General features: G+C 71.2%; 21 protein-coding genes, 1 tRNA gene, 1 pseudogene and 2 riboswitches. Of the genes and pseudogenes, 8 read left to right on the top strand and 15 right to left on the bottom strand.

Going from position 1 to position 24,649, the window contains the following annotated elements:
- Positions 1-41: 41 nt before the first annotated feature.
- Positions 42-932, bottom strand: a complete 891-nt coding sequence (locus PKF00_RS06995) for a LysR family transcriptional regulator (RefSeq protein ID WP_309298379.1) — start codon at positions 930-932, stop codon at positions 42-44.
- 113 nt (positions 933-1,045) lie between these two features.
- Here PKF00_RS06995 and PKF00_RS06990 point away from each other — a divergent pair, with 113 nt between their 5' ends.
- The 4 genes from PKF00_RS06990 to PKF00_RS06975 all read left to right on the top strand — a co-directional run bounded on the left by PKF00_RS06990 (position 1,046) and on the right by PKF00_RS06975 (position 5,442).
- A complete protein-coding gene (locus PKF00_RS06990; RefSeq protein WP_271216543.1) occupies positions 1,046-2,317 on the top strand; it encodes an MFS transporter in 1,272 nt (423 codons plus the stop codon).
- Between the two features lie 166 nt (positions 2,318-2,483).
- The gene (locus PKF00_RS06985) at positions 2,484-4,313 is read left to right on the top strand and encodes a molybdopterin-dependent oxidoreductase (protein ID WP_271216542.1); all 1,830 of its coding nucleotides are present in this window, start codon (positions 2,484-2,486) and stop codon (positions 4,311-4,313) included.
- A gap of 122 nt (positions 4,314-4,435) precedes the next feature.
- Positions 4,436-5,176: a toxin glutamine deamidase domain-containing protein gene (locus PKF00_RS06980; protein WP_271217026.1), complete on the top strand. Its 741-nt coding sequence runs from the start codon at positions 4,436-4,438 to the stop codon at positions 5,174-5,176.
- Complete coding sequence (locus PKF00_RS06975; protein WP_271216541.1) at positions 5,173-5,442, top strand: SUKH-4 family immunity protein; 270 nt, start codon at positions 5,173-5,175, stop codon at positions 5,440-5,442. Before PKF00_RS06980 ends, PKF00_RS06975 begins: the two co-directional genes overlap by 4 nt.
- Positions 5,443-5,605: 163 nt before the next feature.
- On the opposite strand, the gene PKF00_RS06970 is transcribed toward PKF00_RS06975, so the two are convergent.
- The 5 genes from PKF00_RS06970 to PKF00_RS06950 form a co-directional block, all read right to left on the bottom strand.
- Positions 5,606-8,119, bottom strand: a complete 2,514-nt coding sequence (locus tag PKF00_RS06970) for an ABC transporter permease (RefSeq protein ID WP_271216540.1) — start codon at positions 8,117-8,119, stop codon at positions 5,606-5,608.
- Between the two features lies 1 nt (position 8,120).
- A complete protein-coding gene (locus PKF00_RS06965) occupies positions 8,121-8,891 on the bottom strand; it encodes an ABC transporter ATP-binding protein (protein WP_425582245.1) in 771 nt (256 codons plus the stop codon).
- Positions 8,892-9,384: 493 nt separating this feature from the next.
- Positions 9,385-9,864, bottom strand: a complete 480-nt coding sequence (locus PKF00_RS06960; RefSeq protein WP_271216538.1) for an RICIN domain-containing protein — start codon at positions 9,862-9,864, stop codon at positions 9,385-9,387.
- Between the two features lie 311 nt (positions 9,865-10,175).
- Positions 10,176-10,829 (bottom strand): response regulator, encoded by a 654-nt coding sequence (locus PKF00_RS06955; RefSeq protein WP_271216537.1) that lies wholly within the window; start codon positions 10,827-10,829, stop codon positions 10,176-10,178.
- Between the two features lie 269 nt (positions 10,830-11,098).
- A complete protein-coding gene (locus PKF00_RS06950; RefSeq protein WP_271216536.1) occupies positions 11,099-12,313 on the bottom strand; it encodes a sensor histidine kinase in 1,215 nt (404 codons plus the stop codon).
- A gap of 326 nt (positions 12,314-12,639) precedes the next feature.
- On the opposite strand from PKF00_RS06950, the gene PKF00_RS06945 reads away from it, so the two are divergent.
- Both PKF00_RS06945 and PKF00_RS06940 read left to right on the top strand, forming a co-directional pair.
- A complete protein-coding gene (locus PKF00_RS06945) occupies positions 12,640-13,224 on the top strand; it encodes a SigE family RNA polymerase sigma factor (protein ID WP_271216535.1) in 585 nt (194 codons plus the stop codon).
- Entirely contained in the window at positions 13,221-14,570 is a 1,350-nt protein-coding gene (locus PKF00_RS06940; RefSeq protein ID WP_271216534.1) for a hypothetical protein, read from the top strand. Before PKF00_RS06945 ends, PKF00_RS06940 begins: the two co-directional genes overlap by 4 nt.
- A 328-nt stretch (positions 14,571-14,898) precedes the next feature.
- Here PKF00_RS06940 and PKF00_RS06935 read toward each other — a convergent pair.
- From PKF00_RS06935 to bcp, 3 genes and pseudogenes are all read right to left on the bottom strand, one after another.
- Positions 14,899-14,972, bottom strand: a tRNA-Leu gene (locus PKF00_RS06935).
- A gap of 30 nt (positions 14,973-15,002) precedes the next feature.
- A pseudogene (locus PKF00_RS45165) lies at positions 15,003-15,410 on the bottom strand (hypothetical protein); the annotation flags it as partial.
- 104 nt (positions 15,411-15,514) lie between these two features.
- A complete protein-coding gene (gene bcp / locus PKF00_RS06930) occupies positions 15,515-15,979 on the bottom strand; it encodes a thioredoxin-dependent thiol peroxidase (RefSeq protein WP_271216533.1) in 465 nt (154 codons plus the stop codon).
- A gap of 112 nt (positions 15,980-16,091) precedes the next feature.
- Here bcp and PKF00_RS06925 point away from each other — a divergent pair, with 112 nt between their 5' ends.
- On the top strand, positions 16,092-16,430 hold the full coding sequence (locus PKF00_RS06925; RefSeq protein WP_271216532.1) for a DUF3618 domain-containing protein: 339 nt from the start codon (positions 16,092-16,094) through the stop codon (positions 16,428-16,430).
- A 115-nt stretch (positions 16,431-16,545) separates the two neighbouring features.
- Here the strand turns inward: PKF00_RS06925 and PKF00_RS06920 are convergent, their stop codons facing one another.
- Positions 16,546-17,739 (bottom strand): amino acid deaminase/aldolase, encoded by a 1,194-nt coding sequence (locus PKF00_RS06920; protein WP_271216531.1) that lies wholly within the window; start codon positions 17,737-17,739, stop codon positions 16,546-16,548.
- Positions 17,740-17,890: 151 nt separating this feature from the next.
- Between PKF00_RS06920 and PKF00_RS06915 the strand changes: the two genes are divergently transcribed.
- Positions 17,891-18,508 carry a DUF6286 domain-containing protein gene (locus PKF00_RS06915; protein WP_271216530.1) on the top strand — a complete coding sequence of 206 codons (618 nt, stop codon included), beginning with the start codon at positions 17,891-17,893 and terminating at the stop codon, positions 18,506-18,508.
- 188 nt (positions 18,509-18,696) lie between these two features.
- Here PKF00_RS06915 and PKF00_RS06910 read toward each other — a convergent pair whose 3' ends face one another.
- From PKF00_RS06910 to PKF00_RS06890, 5 genes are all read right to left on the bottom strand, one after another.
- A complete protein-coding gene (locus tag PKF00_RS06910; protein WP_271216529.1) occupies positions 18,697-20,577 on the bottom strand; it encodes a hypothetical protein in 1,881 nt (626 codons plus the stop codon).
- 177 nt (positions 20,578-20,754) lie between these two features.
- Entirely contained in the window at positions 20,755-22,131 is a 1,377-nt protein-coding gene (locus PKF00_RS06905) for an L-serine ammonia-lyase (protein WP_271216528.1), read from the bottom strand.
- 88 nt (positions 22,132-22,219) lie between these two features.
- Positions 22,220-22,609, bottom strand: a complete 390-nt coding sequence (gene gcvH / locus PKF00_RS06900; protein WP_271216527.1) for a glycine cleavage system protein GcvH — start codon at positions 22,607-22,609, stop codon at positions 22,220-22,222.
- Positions 22,606-23,697: a glycine cleavage system aminomethyltransferase GcvT gene (gcvT, locus tag PKF00_RS06895; RefSeq protein ID WP_271216526.1), complete on the bottom strand. Its 1,092-nt coding sequence runs from the start codon at positions 23,695-23,697 to the stop codon at positions 22,606-22,608. Before gcvT ends, gcvH begins: the two co-directional genes overlap by 4 nt.
- Positions 23,698-23,731: 34 nt before the next feature.
- Positions 23,732-23,826, bottom strand: a riboswitch (glycine riboswitch).
- A riboswitch (glycine riboswitch) is annotated at positions 23,827-23,925 on the bottom strand.
- A gap of 103 nt (positions 23,926-24,028) precedes the next feature.
- Positions 24,029-24,649 (bottom strand): PadR family transcriptional regulator, encoded by a 621-nt coding sequence (locus tag PKF00_RS06890; RefSeq protein WP_271216525.1) that lies wholly within the window; start codon positions 24,647-24,649, stop codon positions 24,029-24,031.

The raw sequence follows: 24,649 nt of genomic DNA, 5'->3' as shown, positions 1-24,649 counted from the left end.
GGCCGGAGACGGGAACCCGCCCCGGACGGCTCGCGAGCGCGTCACGCGTGCTCGGTGACGATGACGTGGTTCAGGGCGCGCACGCGGGCCGTCTCGTTGTCCCGGTGCCAGACGAGCGCGAGGGCGGAGTCGGGCAGGCCGGTGACCGGGACGAAGGTGATGTCACGGCGGCCGTGACGCCACGCGGTCTGCGCGCAGAGCAGCATTGAGCCCCGATCGGCGGCGACCGCCGTCAGGCCCTCCTGCAGGGTGCTGACGATCGGCCCGCGCGGGACGGGCAGGCCTCCCGGCGTGAAGGCGGGAGCCTGGGCCAGCCGCCAGTAGTCCGGGGCGGGCCCGGCGACGCCGACGAGCCGGCAGCCGCCGAGCTCCTCGGCCGAGATCGACTCCCGCCCCGCGAGCGGGTTGCGGACGGAGACCATCAGGGTCTGCGGCTCCTTCGAGAAGATCGACCCGACGACCAGGTCGGGCTCCTCGACCGGCGTCAGGACCACGGCCGCGTCCACCTCGCCCCGCCGTACCCCGCCGAACGGGTCGGCCAGCGCCGACTCGGCGAGCTCGACCTCGCAGCCGGGGTGCCGGTTCTGGAAGACCTCGACCAGTCTCATCAGCTCCTCGCCGGCGATTCCGGTGAAGCCGACCCGCACCACGCCCTCGACGCCGCGCGCCGCGGCCCTGGCCTGCTCGACCGCCTCGCGGAGGCCGTCGTAGGCAGGACGCAGATCGGCCAGGAAACGCTCGCCGGACGGCGTCAGCCGGACCCGCCGGCTGGTGCGCTCCAGCAGCCGGGCTCCGATCCTGCGCTCCAGCGAGCCCAGCAGCTGGCTGACCCGCCCCTGCGAGAGGTAGAGCCGCTCCGCCGTCCTTCCGAAGTGCAACTCCTCAGTGAGCACGAGGAAACACTCCAGCTCGCGGATCTCCAGACCGGCCACCGTTCCTCCCCCTCCCTGTGTCGACGGACGTTTCCCGTGTCGATTAACGTGGCTAATCCAAGGATTCGATCTTCGTCGTTGTTCCCGGGAGCGCGCGGCCGCAGGCTGGCCGCATGTCACGCACATCCGACGCGCCCGCTGCAATGTCCGCCGACACGCCCGCCGGGGTGCCCGCCGACGCGTTCGCCGCGGTGTCCGCCGACGCGCCCGCCGCCTCCCGGCCGTCGCCGACGAACTGGCTCGCCGTCGTCGCGGTGTCGGCGAGCGTCTTCTCGGTGGTCACCACCGAAATGCTGCCGGTCGGCCTGCTCACCTCGATCGGGGCGTCCCTGGACGCCTCGGCGGGCACGGCGGGCCTGGCGATGACGGCTCCCGGCGTCGTCGCCGCGGTCGCCGCGCCGGTCCTGACGGTGGCCACCGCCCGGCTCGACCGGCGGCTGGTGCTCGCCGCGCTGGTGGGACTGCTGACGGCGGCCAACCTGCTGTCGGCCCTCGCGACCGCCCTTCCCGTCCTGTTGTCCGCGCGCGTCCTGGTCGGCGTGGCCATCGGCGGGGTCTGGTCGATCGCGGCGGGGCTGGCCGTACGGCTGGTGCCCGCCGGGTCCGTCGGCCCCGCCACCTCGGTGATCTTCAGCGGGGTCGCCGTCGCCTCCGTCCTCGGGGTGCCGGCCGGCGCGCTGATCGGCGAGCTCGCCGGCTGGCGTGCCGCGTTCGCCGCGATGGGGGCGCTGTCCCTGGCCGTCCTGGTCGCGCTGGTCGTGCTGCTGCCACCGCTGCCGCCCACGAGGGCGGTCAGCCTGGGCGAGGTGCCGCACCTGCTCCGCGACGCGCGGGTGCGCGCGGGCCTGGCCGTCACCGCGCTGGTGGTGACCGGCCACTTCGCGGCCTACGCCTACCTCCGGCCGGTCATGGAACAGGTCTCCGGCGTGGGCGCAGGCCTGGTCAGCACGTTGCTGCTGGTCTACGGCGTCGCCGGGATCGCGGGCAACTTCGCCGCCGGGGCGGGGGCGCCCCGCGCCCTGCGCCGGACGATCCTGGCCGTCACCGGCCTGCTCACCCTGTCCGTGCTGCTGATCCCCGTGGCCGGTGAGGCGCCCGCCACGGTGACCGTGCTGCTGGCGGTGTGGGGGGCGGCCTACGGCGGCGTGTCGATCAGCATGCAGACGTGGCTGGCCAGGGCGGCGTCGCGGGTGCCGGAGGCGGGTTCGGCGCTGTTCGTCGCCATGTTCAACATCGCCATCTCCCTGGGCGCGCTGCTGGGCGGCCGGGTGGCCGACGCCGTCACCGTTTCCGGCGTCATGTGGCTGGGCGGGGGACTGGTGGCCTGCGCCGCGGTGACGGCGTTCATCAGCCGGTCGGTCCCTGAACGGGAAGCACTGCCGTGAGGGGGCCGTCGCCCGGCCGTGACGGGATCCCGGCGGGCGGACGGCGCTGAAGGCGGACGGCCTGGACGGTGCGGCGGTCCTGTGCGGGACGCCGGGCCCGGTACTCCGAGGGCCCGTAACCGGCACGTAAGATTCCCGGCGCCCCGGCAGGCGTAACGTCGGCCTTATGGAGAGTAGAAGGCGTGTTCCCTTGTGGGCGGGCGCGCTGATCGGTCTGGTGTCCGGCGCGGTGGCGGTGGGGGTGTCCCTGCTGGTGGCGGGGCTGGTGAAGGCGTCCGCCTTCCCCGTCGTCGCGGTCGGCAACGCCGCTGTGGACCTCGCCCCCGCGGAGGCGAAGGAATTCGCGATCCGGACCTTCGGGGAGAACGACAAGAACGTCCTGGTGGCGGGAATCCTCGTGGTTCTCGCCGTGATCGCCGCGGCCCTCGGCGTTCTGGCGGTCCGCGCCCTGCGGTACGGCCTGGCGGGACTGGCCGCCTTCGGCGTCGTCGGCGTCCTCGCCGTCCTGACCCGCCCCGACGCGGGGCCGGTGGACGTCGCGCCCACCGTCGTGGGCGTCGCCGCCGCCATGTTCGTCCTTCACGTCCTCGTCCGGCGAGCCCTGCCCGGCCCGGCCGCTCCCGTCGCCGGTGAGGCGGTCGGCGTGAGCCGGGCAACGGGACCGGGACCGGGAAGCGGCGCGGCGGACGCGGCGTCCGGGGTGGCCGACACGGAGACCCCGTCCGGCGCGTCGCTCACGGACACTCCGTCCGGCGCGTCGGTCACGGACACCTCGTCCGATGCGTCGGTCACGGACACCGTCTCCGGCGCGTCCGCCACGGACACGGCGACCGCTTCCGCCACGTCGAGCGTGCCCGGAGCGGAGAGCGGGGAGCGTCGTGAGGCCCCGGTTCCGCCGGTCATGCGGGCGGGGGAGGACCTGTACGCGTTCGACCGGCGCGGTCTGCTGATCGGGGCGCTCGGCGGCATCGCCGTCGCCGGGGTGAGCGGCGTGGTCGGGCAGATGTTGTCGGGACGCTCCACGGTGAACACGGCCAGGGCCGGTCTGACGCTGCCCGGGCCCGCCGTCCCCGCCAGACCGATCCCGGCGGGCGCGGACCTGAGGATCAGGGGGCTGTCGCCGTTCGTCACCCCGAACCACGACTTCTACCGGGTCGACACCGCCCTCGTGCTGCCCCAGGTCGACCCCCGCGCCTGGACCCTGAAGATCCACGGCATGGTGGACAGGCCTGTGGAGATCACCTTCGCCGACCTGATGAAACGGCCCGTGATCGAGGCCGACGTCACGTTGTGCTGCGTCTCCAACGACATCGGGGGGCCGTACATCGGCAACGCCCGCTGGCTGGGCGTCAGCCTGGCGAGCGTGCTGCGCGACGCGGGGGTGCACAGGGACGCCGACATGCTGCTCAGCACCTCGGCGGACGGCTGGACCTGCGGCACCCCGGTCGACGTCGTCCTCGACGGGCGCAACGCGCTGCTGGCCTTCGCGATGAACGGCGAGGCGCTTCCCGTCCAGCACGGCTTCCCGGTCCGTCAGGTCGTTCCCGGACTCTACGGCTACGTCTCGGCCACCAAGTGGGTGACGGACATCAAGGTCACCCGTTTCGACAGGGACGAGGCCTACTGGACGCCCAGGGGCTGGTCGCCCAGGGGGCCGATCAAGACGGAGTCGCGCATCGACCTGCCGAGGGACGGGGCCCGCGTCGCGGCCGGCCGTACGGTGATCGCGGGTGTCGCCTGGGCGCAGCACAAGGGGATCGACGCGGTGGAGGTGCGGGTGGACGACGGCCCGTGGCGTCAGGCCAGGCTCGCCGACGCGCCGACCGCCGACACCTGGCGGCAGTGGGTGGTCGACGACTGGGACGCCACGCCCGGCAGCCACAGCATCCAGGTGCGCGCCACCGACGCCACCGGCTACACCCAGACCGAGGAGCGCGCTCCGGTGGGCCCCGACGGCGCCACCGGCTGGCACAGCGTCGACGTCGAGGTCGCCTGACCCGACCGGCGTGCCGCTGAGACGGGGAGCGGTTCCTGATCTGGTCAACTCGCCCACGCCGTGTCGGCGACCGCCCTACCATCGGCCGCAACGGGAGGTCGAGGGGGGACCGGGTGACCCAGATGTTTTTGCCCGCGGGGATCTACAACCCCGTGGTGACCGCTGACGGGCAGCGGTGGCGGGAGTTCGAGCTGGATCCTCAGGCGTCGGCCGTGGTGTCCGCGCCCCGCGAGCCCGAGCGGGTGCCGTGGCGGCCGCTGCGGCTGGACAGGTGCAGGCCGTACGGCGCGGCGGGAGGGCTGGCCAGGCCCGACCCGCAGACCCAGGAGGACATGGTCCGGGCCGTGCCGGTGACGGGTCAGGGGGTGCCCAGGCGTTTCCCCGACCCTCGGGGCATGTGGGTCAGGCTGGTCAACGGGGCGGGGGCGGCGGACGACCCGTTCAGGGCGACCAACTCGCTGGACTGCGCGCTGGCGGTGCTGTCCACCTGGTACGGCGCGCCGGCGGTCGCCGCGCCCAGGCGGCCCGAGTACGACCGGGTCGGCAGGCCGCTGCTCACCGGTGAGGCGGGCGGCGTGGCCCGTGCCGAGCGGTGGCTGGGGCAGCGCTTCCAGTACGTGGGGCAGGGACGGCAGGCGTACGTCCCGATCGGGCAGGTGCTGCTCGCGGGCGGGCACGGCGCCGCCGCGATCGTCGTCAACCGCTGGCCCGCGGGCGGCAGTCACGCCTGGAACGCGGTGAACGCCGGGGGAGAGGTGATCTGGATCGACGCGCAGCGGGGGCACATGTCGGTCGAGCCGCTCTACGAGTCGGTGACCGGCGTCTTCTGCGTGGTGATCGACGGGGAGGGACGACGACTGTGAACCTCGACCAGGCCAGGGCGGTCGCCGAGGAGTACTTCAACGGGGTCCGGGCTCCAGGCTCCACCGTGGAGATCCGGATTTATGCCTTCAAAGAAGGCTATGTCGCTTGGGCGAAGGAGCCCGAACCCGACGACCCGAGCGTGTTGCCCGACACGGTGGGCGGCGGATGCGTGGTCATGGACAAGGTCACCGGGGAGATCGCCATCCGGCCCCTCCTCAGTCCCGAGATCGTCGCCGAGCAGTGGCCGGGCCGCCGCTCCCGATAGCGGCGCCGAGCGAAGGCGCGGACGTCGTGCCGGGCCACGGGCGAAAGCGGGACCGGCGTGCTCTCCCGGACGGGGCGTGCTCTCCCGGACGGCAGGCGGGGGCGGCGCGAGGCCGGGGCGCCGCCCCCGCGAAGGCGCCCCGGCCACGGTCGGCGGGTTCCCGTCAGCCGCTGGCCAGCGAGTTCACGATCGAGGCCCGCGCCGCCTTGCGGGCGGGCAGCACGGCGGCGATCACCCCGGCCAGGCCGGACAGCGCGACGAACGCCAGGATCTGCGGCACGGGAAGGGTGAAGACGACATCGGTCGTCGCCGTCCGCGCCGCGGCCCAGCCGAACGTGACGCCGAGCACCACGCCGACCAGAGCCCCGATGAGCCCCAGGATCAGCGCCTCGACCGAGAGCATCCCCCGCAGCTGCGGCCGGGTCAGGCCCAGGGCCCGCAGCAGCGCCGACTCCCTGGTCCGCTCGTGGACCGACAGGGACAGCGTGTTGGCGATGCCCAGCAGCGAGATCAGCACCGCCAGCCCCAGCAGGCCCGTGATGATCATCACGACCATGTCGAGCGCCTCGTCGAACTCGCCCCTGATATCCGTCGAGCTGGCCACCTTCGCCGTCGGGTACGGCTGGGCCGCGGCCTCGACCACCTTGCGCGCCACGTCAAGGCTGACGCCGTCCTTGGCGTTGACCAGCACCCGCTGGTCGGCGACCGCGCCGAAGTAGCGGTCGAACTCGTCCGCGGGCACGGTCACGCCCGCCAGGTCCGTCTGCTGGGAGTCGAAGACGCCGACGACCCTGAGCTCGACCCGCCCCGCCTTCGTCGTGCGCAACGGGATCCGGTCGCCGACCTTGACCCCGAGGTCCTTCGCCACGTGGTCGGCGACCGCCGCGGTTCCCGGCTTGAGGGCGTCGATCGAACCCGAGGTGAAGTCCGGCCTGAAGTCCGGCGACGCGGTGAACGTCCCCGCCTCGTACGTGCCGCCCTTGTTCCCGGCCTTGGCGTCGACCTCGCGCAGGGCGACGACCGAGGTCAGCTCCGGCCTGCTCCGCAGGTCCTCGGCCAGCGCGCGCGGCAGGCTCGAGCTGCGGTCCTGGGCCAGGAGCATGTAGTCGACGGGGAACTGGTCGTCGAGCTTCTGGGAGTAGGTCAGCCGCAGCGTGCCGGTGAGGACCGAGATGAGCGTCATCAGCGTCACGCCCACGGTGAGCGCCACGGTCGTGGTCGCGGACCGCTTGGGATTGCGCCCCGAGTTGTCCAGGGCCAGCCTGCCGGGCACTCCGAAGATCTTGCCGGGCAGCCAGCCGACGAAGGCGCCGAGCGGCTTGACGATCACCGGTCCGAGGATCAGCACCGCGAAGAAGACCAGCGAGCCGCCCACCATGACGACGATGAGCGGAACCTGCCCGGGGTTCATGTTCACCCCGGCCACCGTGGTGCCCACACCCGCGACCAGGAACAGCGTCGCGAAGATCACGCGGACCACGCCGGCTCTGAAGGTGCGCTCCTCGACCTGGGCGCGCAGCGCCGCGATCGGCGCCACCCTCGTCGCGGAGCGGGCGGGCAGCAGCGCCGCGCCCACCGTGACGACGACGCCGATGAGCATGGCCAGGACGACGGTGCGCGGGGTGAGGGCGGCGGTCGCCGGGGGGATCGGAGCGCCGACCGAGCGGAGCACGACGAGGGCCCCCGCGCCCAGGCCGTAACCGAGCAGCAGGCCCAGCAGCGACGACGTCAGGCCGACCACGACCGACTCGAGCAGGATCGAGCCGAACACCTGTCCGCGCGTCGCGCCGATGCAGCGCAGCAGCGCCATCTCGCGGGTGCGCTGGGCGACCAGGATGTTGAAGGTGTTGTAGATGACCAGCGCGGCCACGAACATCGCGACGAGGCCGAACAGCAGCAGGCCCATCGTGAGGAACTGGCTGTCGCCGCCGTTGGCCTTGATCATGTCGTCGGCGTACTGCTTGCCGGTCTTGACCTGGTGTCCGGCGCCGAGGGCCGTGGCGATCGAGGCGCGCGCCGCCTCCTGGGTCACACCCTCGGCGGTCGCGACGTCGATCTGCCGGAAGCCGTTCTCCCCGGTCATCGTCCTGGCCGTGTCCGTGGTGTAGCCGACCGCGCCGCTGAAGCCCAGCTCCTGGTTGAGGCCGACGTCGAACAGGCCGACCAGGGTGAACTCGTGCTTGGCCTGCCCGGAGTCCAGCACGGTGATGGTGTCGCCCACCTTGAAGCCGCGCGTCTTGGCGGTGTTCTCGTCGAGCACGGCCTGCGTCGCGGTCTTCGGGGCGACGCCGCTGGTGATCGAGGTGCGGTTCAGCGGCCCCTGGGCGATGGAGATCCCGGCGGTGGGAAAGTCTCCCGCCGCCTTGCCGTCCTTGCCGATCAGCGCGGAGGTGCCCTGCACGAGCCCCTGGGCGTCGGCGACGCCGTCCACGGCGCGGATCTTCTTCAGCGTGGCTTCCGGCAGGAGCGCGGCGCCGCTCTCCTTGCCGGGGAGGGGCAGCACGGCGACGTCGATCTTGTCGGCGGCCGCGCCGAACTTCTGGGCGAAACCGGCCTGCATGGTGTCGGTGAGCACGAACGTGCCCGCGATGAAGCCCACTCCCAGCGCGATCGCCAGCGAGGTCAGGAACAGGCGCAGCTTGCGCGCCCGCAGCCCGGCCAGGGTCGTCCTGAGCACCTCAGCCCTCCAGCTTCATCAAGGTGTCCAGCACGGTCTGCGGGGTCGGCTGGAGCAGCTCGCTGACCAGCAGGCCGTCCCGCAGGAAGATCACACGGTCGGCGTAGGACGCGGCGACCGGGTCGTGGGTGACCATCACGATCGTCTGGTTCAGCTCGCGCACCGACGTGCGCAGGAACGACAGCACCTCGGCGCCGCTGCGCGAGTCCAGGTTGCCGGTCGGCTCGTCGGCGAAGATGACCTGCGGCTTGCTGATCAGGGCGCGGGCGACCGCGACCCGCTGCTGCTGACCGCCGGACAGCTCGGTCGGCCTGTGGCCGAGCCGCTCACGCAGGCCCACGGTCTCCACGACCCGGTCGAACAGCGCCTGGTCCGCCTGCCGCCCGGCGATCTCCAGCGGAAGCCGGATGTTCTGCTCGGCCGTCAGCGTCGGCAACAGGTTGAACGCCTGGAAGATGAAGCCGATCCGCTCGCGCCGCAGGAGCGTGAGCTGCTTGTCGCTCAGTCCGGTGAGCTCCACGTCACCGATGTGCACCTGCCCGTGGGTGACCGTGTCCAGCCCGGCCAGGCAGTGCATCAGCGTGGACTTGCCCGATCCGGAAGGCCCCATGATCGCGGTGAAGGCGCTCGTCGCGAAGGAGACGTCCACTCCCCGGAGAGCCTGAACGGCCGCGTCCCCCTGGCCGTAGATCTTGGTCAGGCCCCTGGCCACCACGGCGGCCGCCGCGTCCCCCCGCGCGTTCCGCGCGCCGACTTCTCCGGTGATGGTCACGTCACTGCTCTCCTTGGCGACATGTGCGTTCATGACGGGGAAAACGCTATTGCCAGGGAAAACGCGGGCCATCGGCCTGCGGGACACAGTTCGCCTCCACCGCACGGCACCTGCGGCCGGGTGGTTGCTACCTCCGAAGTAGGCCCGCCTCGGCCATTCGGCCGACCGGCGGCGGGGGGCGGGGCCGCCTCTGTTCGTCCGGCGGCTGTTCGGCGACGCCGAGAAAATCAGCGGGACGAATCCAATTAAATCGGCAGAACGTTGGGGAGGGCTCTCGGGGACCCGCTTTCCGGGTTTCCGGAATTGTCCGGACGCCAGGCCTCCGTCGTCGGCGGGGGCTCGTGATCCACGACCTTTTCGGTGATTCCGTCCGCCCGGAAAGGCGGGTTGTTTTCGCGGTTCGGCCGTTCGAGGGCCATTGTCCGGGCGGACGGCTCACTGTCCCGAAAACGGCCCTCGAACGGCCGTGAACCACCGGCGGGACGGGCGGTGATCACTTGTCCGGCGGGGTGACGGCCTTCCAGAGCTGCGCCCGCGACAGCGAGCCGCCCCACTGACGGATGGGCACCACGTACACGTTGTTCAGCTCGTTGCTGCCCTGCGGGGCGAGGGCGTAGTTGGAGTAGACCTGGGGGACGATCGCGAACTCGTCGGCTCCGACCGAGGGACGCAGCAACTGCCAGACCTGCCTGGGCGTGCCGTCGGGGACCTGGAGCCTGGGGTAGTCCTGGGCCGTGGTTCCGGCGGTCAGGCAGCGCTTGTTCTCGTAGCTCTTGATCAGATAGGTGTTGCCGATGAGCTGGATCGGCTCCAGGTACCACAGGTGGCCGAGGTAGCCCTTGGCCGTCTGCAGCGGGTCGCCGTTCCACGTCTGGACGGCCTCGTTGACGTTGTCGTTGTAGTTGTCGGTCTCCAGGTATGTCCCGGTGCCCTGGTGGACGAGCATCAGGGCACCATTGAACGGCGTCGACATAATCCTCTTTCCCTCTCGCGTTAATCGGCTTCGATGGATTTATCGGAAGGTGGCCGATGGCGCGCCCTCGCCTTTCGAAGCACAACTTATATCAACGCATTTGGCAAAAACAGAGGGTGATGAAAAAGTTTGCCACGGAATAATGAGAACAATATTCACGAATGTTGTTCATGAATAGGGGGCATTCTGGATGTCCGGGGCGCGGCGCTTCGCCGTGGGAGAGGCCGGCCGCAGGAGAGGCCGTGGGAGAGGCCATGGGAGAGGCCAGGGGAGAGGAAGGCCATCGCCGTACGGCAGGAGGCGGGAGGGCCTCAGTCGGCGGAGTGCGGGACGACGAGACCGGACTCGTAGGCGTACACGACCACCTGAGCCCGGTCCCGCAGGCCCAGCTTGGCCAGCACCCTGCCCAGATGCGTCTTGACCGTCGCCTCCGCCAGCTCCAGCCGATCGGCGATCTCGCCGTTGGACAGGCCCCGGGCGACGAGCACGAGCACCTCCCGCTCCCGTGCCGTCAGCCCGCCGAGCGCGACCGGCTCGGCCATGCCGGGGGAGGGAAGATGAACCGTGAAACGTTCCAGCAGCCGCCTGGTCGTGCTCGGCGCCACCACCGCGTCCCCGCTGTGCACCGAGTGGATGGCGCTGATCAGATCGGAGGGCGGAACGTCCTTCAGCAGGAACCCGGAGGCGCCCGCCTTCAGCGCCGCGAACACGTACTCGTCCAGGTCGAACGTCGTCAGGATCAGCACCCTCGGCCTCTCGGCCGCCGCGCAGATCAGGCGGGTGGCCTCGACCCCGTCCATGCCGGGCATCCGCACGTCCATCAGCACGACGTCGACCTCCACCGACCTGGCCGCCTCGACCGCCGCCGCCCCGTCGACCGCCTCCGCGACCACCTCGATGTCCGGCTGCGCACTGAGCACCATGCGGAACCCCACCCGCAGGAGCGCCTGATCGTCCACCAGCATCACGCGAATCACCGGTCGCTCACCACTTCTCGTCTGTCAGAGCCGCGGCTCTCGTCCATCGGCCGCCGAACCCTCTCACCCCGCCGGGTCCGCTTCGTCACCGGCCGTTCAGTACTCTCTCACCCGCCGCGACTCTCTCACCCGCCGCGGTCTCCACGGACGCCGCGCCCGAGGCTCCCGCCCGCCGCACCGCCCGTCCGGCAGCCGTCCGGCCCGCCGACGCGCCCCCGTCCAGCGGCTCGTCCCCCGGCACGCCGCCCGTCCACCCGTCACGCCGCCCGGCTCTGCCCGGCCTCGCCTATCGGCAGCCGCGCCGTCACCTGGAACCCGCCACCGGGACGCGGCCTCGCCTCGACGCTCCCGCCGAACACGGCCACCCGCTCCCGCATGCCGACCAGGCCGTGCCCGTCCGGGCTCCTGGGGGCGGCGGCGCCCCGGCCGTCGTCGGTCACCCGCAGCAGCAGCTCCCGCGCGCCGTACTCCATCTCGACCGTCGCCCTGCTGTCGGGGCCGCCATGCTTGAGCGTGTTGGTGAGCGCCTCCTGCACGATCCGGTAGACCGTCAGCTGCTCCCCTTCGGGAAGGTCCTGCGGAAGGCCGGTGACCCGGAAGTCGACAGGCAGGCCGGAGGAGCGCACCTGGGCCACCAGGTCGCTCATCTGCGACAGGCTCGGCTGCGGGGCGTACTCCTCGGGCACGCCGTCGGCGCGCAGAACGCCGACCATCCTGCGCATCTCGGCCAGCGCCTGCCTGCCCGTGTGCGAGATGGCCCGGATGGCCTCGCGAGCCTGCTCGGGATCGCTGTCGATCGCGTAACCCGCCCCGTCGGCCTGAACGATGATCACACTCACGTTGTGCGCGACCACGTCGTGCAGCTCGCGGGCGATCCGGGCCCGCTCGGCCGCCGCGGCCAGCCGCGCCTGCTGGTCGCGCTCGTGCTCGGCCCGCTCCGCCCGCTCCTCGAGGCTCTCCAGGTAACGGCGGCGGGTGTTGGCGTAGATGCCCGTGATCCAGATCGCGACGACGAACACCGAGACACTGGCCCAGCTGCTGAAATCGGGAGTGGTGATGATCTGCCCGAAGGAGAGGGCGAGCCCCAGCTCCGCGGTCAGGCACGCGGCGACCGCCCAGCGCAGCGTGCGGCGCGAGGCCACCATGTACATGGCGACGAGCACGGCGGCGTTGAAGAGCAGAGGCTGCACGCCGAGAAGCCACTGGCAGAAACTCACCAGCGAGACGATCCCGAACACCGTGAGGGGATGCCTCCGCGCCCAGAGCAGCGGAAGGGACAGCATGAGCCCGAGGGCGATGACCCCCCAGACGCCGACCTCGACGCCTCCCCACGGAGTCGTCCTGATCTGCGTGCCCCCCTGCGAGGCGACGAACGACGCGTTCATCACAGAGAGCACCAGAAAGGGCGTCAGCAGGAGGGCGTCGACGACACCGGGATGACGCCGGGTCCAGGAGTGGAGTCTGCCTAGCACACCACCACAATACGTATACGCAGATCAGCGCCCTTCCCCCTCAGGGGGGAGCCGGGCGTACGACTCAGGTCGCACATCGTCATGCCGCTTACGCCTTCCTTACGCCCTGTTGGACACCATGGTTTCCGGGAGCACCCTCCGGGGTGAGTAAAGGGAGATTGTTTGTGATGGCGGATCACAACAATGCCGGGTCGCGCGGTGAAGAGGACGCACCGCGCGACCCGTTGCTTTTCCCGGAACCACCGCCCTGACCCTCCTGTCGGCCTCTCAACCTTTTCCGGCCCACCCGGTATCTGAGGAGATGAGAGACAGACCGGGAGGGACCTGTGGGCGACGACGCCGCGAACGCCGAAGAGCGGTTCCGTGACTTCGTCACATCCCGCTGGCAGGCCATGCTCCGCACCGCCTACCTGCTGACCGGAGACCACGGCAGAGCCGAGGACCTGCTCCAGACCGCGCTGGTCAGAACCCACCGGCGCTGGAACCGGATCGACGACCCCGAGCTCTACACCCGCAGAATCCTCGTCAACCTCAACGTCTCCTGGTGGCGACGGCGACGCTTCACCGAGCACCTCACGGACAAGATCCCCGAGACGACGGCCGAGGACCACCACGCGGTCTACGACACCCGTGACGCGCTCTGGGCCGCGGTCCTCACCCTGCCGCCCAGAATGCGCGCCGTACTGGTCCTGCGTTACTTCGAGGACCTGCCGGAGGCCGAGGTGGCCAGAGTGCTCGACTGCTCGCTCGGCACGGTCAAAAGCCAGGCGTCACGCGGCCTCGACCGGCTCAGGGACCACCCCGGGATCGCCGCGCTGTCCAGGTCGGAGACGTCCGAGGCGCAGCCGTCCGGAGCGGAGGCATTCGGGACGGGGACGAACGCGAAGCCCCGGAAGGAGACGACCCCATGACCACGCCCATGGAGGACCGGCTGCGCCAGACCTTCGCCGCCCGAGCGGCGACCGTCCCCGAGCACGCCGACCCCCACGCGGCGATCCTGCGCCGGATCCGCCGCACCCGACGGCGTCACAGAACCCTCCTGGGCGGCGCGCTGGCACTGACCGCCGTGCTCGGCCTCACCGCACCGGCCATCCTGCGCGATGCCGCCCTGTGGCCGGACACGGTCCTGGTCCAGGGGCGGAACGCGCCGGACTGGCCGATCCGAGGATCACTGGCAGCCGACACCGCCCTCCTGGACGCCGTCAGGACCCGCCTCGACGACCCCGACACCCGGATCCTGTACGCCGGAGACAGAGCCGGACACCGCGTCGTCGTGGCGATCTCGCCGAGAAAGCGGTCCATGAGCGGCGCCCTCGTCCTGTACGGCGAAGCCGGAGCCCCCGTGGGAGAGCTCGACGAGCAGGAGCCCTTCGTCGCAGGCGGCAGCGGAGCGAAGGACAGCGAGGTCATCGCCTGGTTCTCCGCCGAGGGCGACAGCCCGCTCCTGGTGCTCGGCTCGCCGCGGATGACCTCCGTGCGGATCTCACCGTCCGTCGCCTACCGCCCCGACGGCACCCCCGCCCGTGTCACCCGCACCCTCAGAACGGACGAGGGCCTCCTGCTCACCACGGTTCCCGACGCCAAGCCCGGCCAGGCCGAGATCAAGATCCCTCTCTGGGAGAGCTCCGAACGGCCCCTGCGACTGCCGTGGCGCATCTCCACCTCGCACGACGAGGACGCCTCCTTCCGGGCGGACGTCGCCCGCGCCGCCGGAGCGGCGACCGGCCACGTGAAGACCGAGCAGGCCGCGGGCCTGCTGTACAGCCTCGGCTCCCTCGTGACCCCGCACCCGCGCCTGACCTACCGCTACCTGTGGGGCGGCTCCCTCGGCCCCGGCCGTGACGCCCTCATCGCCACCGTCTCGGGCCCCGGCACCCCCACCTTCCTCGCCGTCCAGACGACCCGCACCGCACCGGACGGATCCAGCGAACAGGAGCGCCTCGGCCGGGTCGTCGAAACCCCGGACCTGTCCCGCCCGATCGGGTGGACCACGGCCCTGACCGGCCCCCGGGACTCCGCCGCCGTCTACGTCCCCGGCGGCGCCGGAAGCCGCGTCGAACTACGGGACGGGGCCAGGACGATCGCCGCAGGGACGGCGGACGCCACCGGCTTCGCCCTCTTCTCGCCGGGCCTGCCCCAGGAGCGGCTGCGGGCGTGTGAGTATCGCGTCCTGAACGCCGAGGGCGAGGTCACCCACCGTGGCCGGCTCGACCTCGGCGACCTCTCCAGAGCCGTCCTCGGAGGGCCCGACTGGTGACGACCCGTCAGCGGGCCCAGGCGGGATCACGACCTCGCCTCCCGCGCCCCGCTCACCCCGAGGCGCCCCGCCTCGCTCCGCACCCCGAGACACCGCGGACGTCCCGCCCCGCGACCTCCCGTCGCCGTCGCACCCCGCGAGCGCGGCGACGCGGTCCCGCTCGAGGCTGGACTCGCGCAACAGCCGGATCGCCTCGCGGATCGCGGCGGACCTCGACGCGGCGTGTCTGCGGCTGACGTGCTCTTCGACGAAGAAGGCGTCCTGGATCGTCAGGGTGACGCTGACGGTCACTGACTTGAGACTGACCGCGTCTTTTCTGATTTTATTGTGGGGCCGATGGGATTCGAACCCATACTGCGCGCCACCTAAAGACGCTGCCTCCTGCCGTTGGGCTACGGCCCCTTTGTTTTTTCCCGCGAAATTCTCTGTCTGAGAGTGGCAGTTCGGGCAGAGAAAGCGCAAGTTGTTTATTCTGTTGTCGAGCCAGTCGCCATTGAGATGGTCGACGTGCAGCGTGAGCGGCTCGTCCTCCCAGATGCCCTCGATCTTACAGGCACTACAGCGGTAGGGCACCCCGACTTCCTGAAGTGCCCGGCGAAGCAAGGGGGGCTTGGTTCTGGGAGATCCCGGTGGTCGCACCCGGAGGACTTCCCCCGCCGACAGGCGTCGGGCCGAACGCCGCCCGCGGTGATGTGCTTGGCCGAGAAAATGCGAGGTGTCGATCCCGAGGCGCTTCAGCTGGCGGCTGATGTGCGCGTGATTTCCGCCCGCGATCGTGATGCCGAGTCGGCGCAGGACGTCGGCGACGCTGAAGGAACTCGCCGCGGCCTCGGCCAGCATTTCGGGGGTGTATTTGTACTTGGCCGGCATGCCCCAAGGCTACGGAACGGGGCCGACAGTTCCTGGAGCATGCGCATGCCATGTCAAATGGTGAAAAATGGTAATCAGTCGACCCCGAGTTCGCGGCGAAGGCGGGCCACATGGCCGGTGGCCTTCACGTTGTAGAGGGCTTTTTCGATTTTTCCGTCGGGGTCGATGACGAAGGTGGAGCGCAGCACGCCGAGGGTGGTCTTGCCGTACATCGTCTTCTCGCCGTAGGCGCCGTAGGCCTTGTGGACCTCCAGGCCGGGGTCCGACAGCAGCGGGAAGGTCAGGGCGTCGTGCTCGACGAACTTGGCGAGCTTGGCCGGGGTGTCCTTCGACACGCCGAGCACCACGAAGTCCGCGGCGGTCAGGGAGGCGAGGCTGTCGCGGAAGTCGCAGGCCTGCTTGGTGCAGCCGGGGGTCATCGCGGCGGGGTAGAAGTAGAGGATCACGCGCTTGCCGCGGTAGGCGTCGAGGGACACGGTGGTGCCGTCGGCGGCGGGAAGCGCGAAGTCCGGTGCGGCGTCGCCGGGCTCTAGTTTCATGGGTCTCCTCCGTGGAATCGTTCCCGGATCAACTTACCGGCCTGCCCGAAGTGTCGTGGGTGGGTCGGACCTGACAGACTGATCAATGTCAAGGGCGATGAGAGGAGAGCCGATGGCGGACACCGATCCCGCGGAGCTGGAGCGGCGAATCGAGCGGACCCGCGCTGAGTTGGCCAAGACGGTCGACGCCATCGCCGACCGGGTGAGCCCGAAGAAGGTCGCGCGGCGGACCGTCGCCAAGGCCGAGACGAACGCGAAGCAGTTCCTGGCCTCCATCGGCGACAGGGTGAGTGACGCGGTGGGGGTCGCGCCGCGCCCCGCCAAGCTGGGGGACGAGCCCGACGACCTGTGGGCGGAGGAGCAGCCGAACCTGGCGCCCGTCCTCATCGGTGTGGGCACCGTGCTCGCGGTCACCGCTGTGATCATGCTCTGGCGCCGCCGTCGCCGCTGACCTCGGCTCGGAGGCCCCGGCCCCGGAGGCCTGACCTCGGAGGGGCCGGAGGCGTCGCGGCCGGAAGAGGGCTCAGGTCGCGGCCGAAGGGGGGCTCAGGGGGGTCGGTCGTGGCTCACAGGAAGGTGCGGCCCTCGCCGCGGTAGGTGGGGACGGTCTCCACGACCTCGTCCCCGTCGATCAGGTGCAGGGCCGCGAAACGCTCGCAGAGTTCACCCGCCTTGGCGTGCCGGAACCAGACGCGGTCGCCGGTCCGCAGGTCCTCGGCGGCCTGGCCGAGGAGCGGGGTCTGGACCTCGCCCGCTCCCTCGTCGGGGGCGTAGCGCAGTCCGCACGGCAGGTAGGGCTGAGGGAGACGGTCCCGCCCTGAGGCGCCGGAGGCGTGGTAGCCGCCGCCGAGGACGGTGACGACGCCGGGGGCGGGGCGGCGGACGACGGGGAGGGCGAACAGTGCGGCGGGGCGGCCTGTGAAGCCGCGGTAGAAGTCGAACAGGCGCGGGTGGAAGAAGCCCGACCCCGCGGCGATCTCGGTGACGGCCCTCTCGCGGGCGGTCTGGCCGATGCTGCCGGTGCCGCCGCCGTTGACGAACTCCAGGTCGGCGAGCTGGGCGACGGCCTGGACGACGCGGCCTCTGCGCACGACGAGTTCGCGCCGTGACCTGGCCTGCATCCAGCGAATCGCCCTGGCGAGGGCGGGGCTGCCCGGCGGGGCGTCGCCGACTCCGGCGATCTGGGACTCGTAGGCCATCACGCCGACCAGCCGGAAGCCCTGACGTTTGACGACGTCGGCGGCCAGGTCGGCGGCCTGGTCCGGCTCCCGTACCGGAGAGCGGAGGGCCCCGGCTCTGAACCTGCCGTTGAGGGCGACGAAACCCGCATCGATATCAAGACATATCCGGATTTCTTGACGACCGTGGACGTCGCGGACCGCGGACTCGATGAAGTCCAGGTGCTCCGTCCTGTCCACCGTCACCGTGATCTCCCGCGCCGCCTGCGGGGCGGCGGCCAGTTCGGCCAGCGCCGCGCGGTCGGCGGTGGGGTAGGCGACGAGCACGTCCCGCAGTCCGGTGGAGACCAGCCAGAGGGCCTCCGGCAGGGTGAACGCCATGATCCCGGCGAAGCCGTCCATGGAGAGGATCCGCTCCAGGACGGGGCGGGACCTGACGGACTTGCTGGCGACCCTGATCGGCTTGCCGCCCGCCCGCCCGGCCATGCCGGAGGCGTTCGAGCGCAGGGCCGCCAGGTCCAGCACGGCGAAGGGAGGATCCAGGTGCGCGGTTGCCCGGTCGTAGCGCAGGCGGTCGTCCATGACGGCAGGATAACCACACCGAGCCTAATATGAGTAATGTTCATATTGATGGTCCGGTGGTAAATTCTCCGGCCAGGGCGCTTCCAAGATCGTGAAAGTCGCCGCTTCCGCCCCGCGCGCGGTGACGCGGACGCGTAGACCTGACCAGGTGATGAGTACTCTCCAGGACATCTTGGCGGGAACGGGCGGCACGACGGCCGGGGAGCACCTGCACGCGGTCCGCCGCAGGTCGGTGCGGCTGCTGAGGCCGCAGCGGAATCCGGCGGGCCTCGTGGTCGCCCTGCTGGCCTCGACCGGGCTCTCACTCGCCGCCGGCGTGACGGCGGGCCTGGCGATGGGCTCCCCTGTCGGACGCGTGCCGTACCGGAGGCTCGTGGACGGGGTCGGGGCGGTGAAGTGGTCCGACCCCGTCGTGTTCGCCGTGGCGCTGGTCGCGATGGCGGCCGGAGGCGCGTTGCTCCTGCTCGCCGCGTTGCCGGGACGGACCAGGCTGGTGCCGCTGGAGTCGGCGGACTCCCGGATGGTGATCGGCCTGACCAGGGCCGGACTCCGCCGCACGCTGCGGGCGGCGGCCGAGTCGGTCGACGAGGTGAGCAGGGCGCGGGTGCGTCTCGGCTCGCGCAACATCGAGGTGACCGTGTTCACCGGCGCCGACCGGACCGGCCACCTGCTGCGACAGGTGGGCACGGTCGTCGGGGACCGGCTGACGGCCCTGGGCGCGATGTGCGGGGGCGAGGTCGTCGTACGGCTGCGCAGGCGGGGAGTCTGATGAGGGCGTACATGGACAACCGGATCGGCCTCGCCGTCTCCGGGACGGTGCTGGCCGGGGCCGGGCTCTACGCGTTCATGCGGGGGCAGGGCAGGTTCGGCTCCCGGTCGCGCGGTGACCGGATCATGGACCGGGGGCTCGCCGGGCACCTGGCGGAGCACCCGTGGCTGGGGTGGCTGGTCGCGCTGCTACTGACGGCGCTGGCGCTGCTGGCGATCAGGTGGCTGCTGCGCACCATGGGGTGGGGACGCTGGGGAAGGCGCACCGGGGCCGGAACCGCGATGCTGGGGGTCGCGCTTAAAGAAGTCGAAGGGCTCGGCAGGGTCAGGGTCAGGCACGTGAGGGGCGACCGGCTGAGGGTCGCGGTGAGCTGTGGGCCAATGGCCGACGTCGGGAAAATCGTCGCGCGGCTGAACAAGGACGCCGTCGGGAAGGTCCGCAAGACGGTCGGCGACGACGAGCTCGGGGCGGCCGTTCGCCTGCACGTCACCCGCTGAGCTCCAGTCCCCCATGGCCCGGTCGGGGCCCCACGCCAGCTCGACCCACTCCTCGTCGTCCCGGTCCGCCTCGGGCTCCCGCTTCTCCTGCGCCCGCTCCTTCGGCCCGGTGTCCTGTTCCGGCTCCCGCCGCGTCCCGAAGGCCAGCCCCGCGGCCAGGCAGACGAACGGCACGGCGGGCACCACGTAGCGGTGGTCGAAGGCGGCGATGAAGGGCGGCAGGGCCAGCAGCACGGCTCCCACCGACCACGGCAGGAGCGCCGCGCCGCCGAGCCGCCGCCAGTTGAGCAGGACGCCGGCCAGCCCGACGAGCAGGATCACGGCGAGGAACGGGCCGCGCAGGAAGCCGTACTCCTGGTAGGAGCGCAACCATCCGGCGTAGGGCTCGACGAGCCGGGTCTCGCCGGAGGCCCCCTGGTAGGCCGTGGTCAGCTCCTGGGCGGTCCGCCCCTGGGAGGCTGCCCCGGCGGGGAAGGGCTTGGCCGCGTCGGGGAAGACGTAGGCGCTCTGCGGGCCGGGAGTGGGGTAGACCCTGCGGTTCCAGTCGAAGACGTGAGCCACGTCCGCCAGGCCCGCGGCGAGGAAGTCGAGCGGCTGGGCCATGATCGCCTGGGTCGCGAAGGCGCCCGCGAGCCTGTCGCGTTCGGCCCAGGTGCCCTTGACCTTGTTCAGCGGTGACTGGCCGTCCCAGATGTAGACGGGCGGGGCCTTGCGCTCGGCCACCGGGTCCGTCGGGCAGAGGGCGGCCTCTGGGCCGCTCGGCTTGATCTTCGCGCAGTCGGCGAAGGTGAGGGTGCGTGCCCACAGGAAGGCGTTTCCTCTGGTCAGCCCGTAGGAGCCGTACTCGGACCTGAACCAGGCGGCGTAACCGCCCAGTCCGATCACGCAGGCCAGCGCGGCGGCCGTGACCGTCTTCCAGCCGGTTCGCCTGATCACCATGCACACCAGCACGACGGCGATCAGGGGCAGCCCGATCGTCCGGGTCACCGTCGCCGCGGCGAGCAGGAGCCCGGCGAGCAGCGCGGCCCACACCGGCGGCCGCCGCCGCCACATCACCAGCGTGACCGCCGCCATCGCCAGGAACTCCAGCAGCAGGTCCGCCATGACGAGGTGTTCGAGCTGGACCTGGTGGACGTCCAGCAGCACCGGGAGCGCGGCGAGCGTCGCCCCCCATCCCGGCAGGCGGCCGAGACGGCGCAGCAGGAGGTAGACGCAGCCGGCCATGGCGAGCCCGAGCAGGTGCTGGAGCACGACCACGGCCTGGACGCTGGACAGCGGGCGCAGCGCCCACAGCAGCAGGGAGTAGCCGGAGGGGCGGGACTCCATGGGGCGGGGGTCGAGCCCGGCGCCGAGGTAGACGAAGGAGTCGGCCCAGAACCACAGCGCGGGCCGGTAGCCGAGCACGGCCGTGGCCCGCAGCGAGGCCCCGGCGAGCAGGGCGGCCAGGAAGAGCCAGTGGGAGCCGAGGAAGCGCAGGGCGCGGAGGGCGGGGGAGGGGGCGTCGGGCAGGGCGCGGTGCCGGACGCGACTCCCCTGGGGCGTTCCCCCAGGCTCAAGGATCTCCGTCGACACCGTGACCTCCCGAGTCTCCGCGACAGGGGCACCCAGCATAGGCGTGGCGCGGGGGGTCCCTGTGCGGGATGGTGAAGTTTGCGGCGATTGTCTTGTTTGTCGGAGAGAGATTGGCTCATCCGTTCGGAGGCCGGCTCCCCCTCGCGAGAGGGTGGGAGCCGCCCGTCCGCTCCGAGGTCAGCACTCGATGACGTTCACCGCGAGGCCGCCCCGGCTCGTCTCCTTGTACTTGTCGAGCATGTCGCGCCCGGTGTCGCGCATCGTCTTGATGGCCTTGTCGAGGGAGACGAAGTGGCGGCCGTCGCCGCGCAGCGCGATCCTGGCCGCGGTGATGGCCTTGATCGAGGCGACCGCGTTGCGCTCGATGCACGGAATCTGCACCAGGCCGCCGATCGGGTCGCAGGTCAGCCCGAGGTTGTGCTCGATGCCGATCTCGGCGGCGTTCTCCACCTGCTCCGGAGTTCCCCCCAGCGCCTCGGTGAGCCCGGCCGCGGCCATCGAGCACGCCGAGCCGACCTCGCCCTGGCAGCCGACCTCCGCGCCCGAGATGGAGGCGTTCTCCTTGAACAGCACGCCGATCGCCCCCGCCGTGAGCAGGAAGCGCACCACGCCGTCGTCGTCGGCGTGGGGGACGAACCGGTCGTAGTAGGTGAGCACGGCCGGGACGATGCCCGCCGCGCCGTTGGTGGGCGCGGTGACGATGCGCCCGCCCGCGGCGTTCTCCTCGTTCACCGCCAGGGCGAACAGCGAGACCCAGTCCACCGCGTGCAGCGGGTCCTTCTCCGCGGCCTCGTTCTGCAGCTTCCGGTGCAGCTGGTGGGCCCTGCGCCTGACCTTCAGGCCGCCGGGCAGCACGCCCTCCTTGGCGATGCCGCGCCTGACGCACTCGGTCATGACGCGCCACAACTCGAGCAGCCGGTCGCGGATCTCCTGCTCCGAGCGGCCGAAGGCCTTCTCGTTCCGCAGCATCAGCCCGGAGACCGACAGGCCCGTCTCCGCGCAGTGGCCGAGCAGCTCGGCGGCCGTGGTGAAGGGGTACGGCAGCACGGTGTCGTCCGGCTTGATCCGGTCGGCGCCGGTGGCGTTCTCGTCCACGACGAAGCCGCCGCCGACCGAGTAGTAGACCTTCTCGCGGAGGGTGTCGCCCGTTTCCGAGAGGGCGGTGAAGCGCATGCCGTTCGGGTGGTGCGGCAGCGAGACCTTGCGTTCGAAGACGAGGTGCTCGCCGACGACGAAGGGGATCTCCCGGACGCCGTACAGCTGGATCGTTCCCGAGGCGCGCATGGCGGCCAGCCGGTCGTCCACGGTGTCGACGTCGACGAGTTCCGGCTTCTCTCCCGACAGGCCCAGCAGGACGGCCTTGTCGCTGCCGTGGCCCTTGCCGGTCAGGCCGAGCGAGCCGTACAGGATCACCTCGACCCTGGCGGTCTTGTCCAGGAGGCCCTCCTCGTCGAGGCCCCTGGCGAACTTGTGGGCGGCGGCCATCGGGCCGCCGGTGTGCGAACTGGAGGGGCCGATTCCGATCTTGAAGAGGTCGAAAACGCTGATCGCCATTGATCCGTCCCTGCCTTCATGTGCTTTCACAACGCCGTGATCATGCGCGTTCGCGGACGCGCATGATCACGGCACAAGCTAAGAGATCTCAGGATTCGCCCGATGTGAGCGCGGCGTACTCCTCGGGGGACAGCAGGTCCTCCGGGTCGCCCTCGAGGCGGACGCGGAACAGCCAGCCGTCGCCGTAGGAGTCGCTGTTGACCAGCGAGGGGTCGTCCACGACGGCCTCGTTGACCTCGACGATCTCGCCGCTCACCGGTGCGAAGATGTCGCTCACCGACTTGGTCGACTCGACCTCGCCGACCGCGTCGCCCGCGGCGACCGTCGAACCGACCTCGGGCACCTGCACGTAGACCACGTCGCCCAGCGCCTCGGCGGCGTAGGCGGTGATGCCCACGGTGAGGGTCAGGCCGTCGTCAATGCCCGAGATCCACTCGTGTTCCTTGGTGTAGTGCAGGTCCTCGGGAATGTTGCTCACTTTTTCCTCCTGTAGAAAGGCAGTTCAACGACCTCGACCGGCTCGCGGCTGCCCCGGATGTCCACGGCCAGGCCGGTGGACAGGTCGTTGTCCACGTAGGCCATGGCGATGGGCCGGCCCAGTGACTGGGAAGGCGCCCCGCTGGTCACCTCTCCGACGACGGAGCCGTCCTCCGAGAGCACCACGGGGTACCCGTGGCGGGGCACCCTGCGACCGGTCGCGATCAGTCCGACCAGACGACGGGCCGGCGGGACCTCCTTGAGCGGCTCAAGGGCGGCCCTTCCGACGAAGTCACCCGGCTTGTCAAACCTCACCACACGGCCGAGCCCCGCGTCGAACGGAGTGAGGTCCGACGACAGCTCGTTTCCGTAAAGCGGCATCCCGGCCTCCAGGCGGAGGGTGTCGCGCGCGGACAGACCGGCGGGAAGCAGGCCGTACGGCTCGCCCGCCTTGGTGAGCGCGGCCCAGAGCGGCTCGGCGTCCTCGGCGGCGACGAACAGCTCGAAGCCGTCCTCGCCGGTGTATCCGGTGCGGGCGACGAGGGCCTCGCGCCCCGCCACGGTCGAGGGCAGACCGGCGTAGTACTTGAGCCCGTCGAGGTCGGCCTCGGTCAGCTCGCCCAGGATCTCACGGGACCTCGGTCCCTGGACCGCGACCAGCGCGTAGCGCTCCGAGCGGTCGTCGACCACGGCGTCGAAGTCCCCGGCGCGCTCGGTGAGCTCGGCGGCGACGCGGGGGTAGTTGGAGGCGTTGGCGACGACCATGAACTCCTCGTCGGCCAGGCGGTAGACGATCAGGTCGTCCAGCACGCCGCCCCGGGAATCGACGATCATCGTGTAGCGGGCGCGTCCCGGTTCGAGCGCGGAGACGTAGCCGACGAGCGCGTGGTCGAGGGCCTCGCCCGCCTGGGAGCCCGTCACGAAGATCTCGCCCATGTGGGACAGGTCGAACAGGCCCGCCGCATGACGGACCGCGTTGTGCTCGGCGGACTCGCTTCCGTAGCGGAGCGGCATCAGCCAGCCCGCGAAGTCGGTCAGCGTCGCGCCGAGTGCCTCGTGGACGCCGCGCAGCGGCGTGGGTCGGGACATGTTCGCACCTCAGGCAGGGGTCAGATGAAGAGCATCCTCCCCCTCTGTCATGGATGCCTGAGAGTTTCGCCCGTTTTTTGCCGGACTTTCACCTTCGGCGAGGCCGCAGGGCCTGCTTTCCAGAGGGCACCTACCCGCACGGTCCTTTGCCTTGAGAGGTTCGCGGGGAGGGCTTGCTCCTTCAGGGGTCCTGGCCTGGATGTCAGGACGCTCTCCCGCACGGGATTCATCGGTGTCGCGGTCAGCCTAACCGTACGCGGCGGTCGAGCGAAATCCCCGCGCCGCCACAGTCCCTCGCCGATCTTCTCACCCTGGCCCCTTGCGTTCCCGCTCAGGCCCCCTCGCCCACCGCCCGCGAACGGGAGTCCTCCGCGTGCCCGTCCCGCGCGTCCGTGGCGTCCACGGTGTCCGTGGCGTCCACGGCTCCGCCCAGGGCGGCCGTCGCGGCGAGGCGCTCCTCGGCGCCGTCGACGATCTGCAGGTCGGCCCTGGTGTGCGCGATGGCCGCGTCGACCAGCAGGGAGACCAGGGGGTCGCCCTGCTCGCGGCGCAGGCGCGTCAGCGCGGCCAGGTCCGACAGGTAGGCCGTGCGCTGGGCGGACACGAACGCGCCCAGGGCGTCGGGGCCGAGGCGGGTGGCCGCCAGCAGCTTCAGGAACAGCTCGTCCCTGAACCCCGAGGAGCGCACCCAGGGAGCGCCCGCCCACTCGCGCAGCTCGTCGGCGCCCGTCTCGGTCAGCCGGTAGAGCGTCTTGTCGGGGCGGTCGTTCTGCGCCACGTGGCTGCGGACCACGTGGCCGTCCCTGACCAGGCGTTCCAGGATCTGGTACAGGTGCCCGATGTTGAGACCGCCCCACTGCGGGCCGACCGCCGACTCGAACCTGGCCTTGAGTTCGTAGCCGTGGCTGGGCCCGTCGGCCAGCAGGGTCAGTACGGCGTGGCTGAGCGGCAT

This window comes from Streptosporangium carneum (assembly GCF_027922005.1).
GTDB lineage: Bacteria > Actinomycetota > Actinomycetes > Streptosporangiales > Streptosporangiaceae > Streptosporangium > Streptosporangium carneum.
The sequence above is the reverse complement of the archived record's forward strand: the minus strand, read 5'-3'. Positions and strand labels throughout refer to the sequence as shown.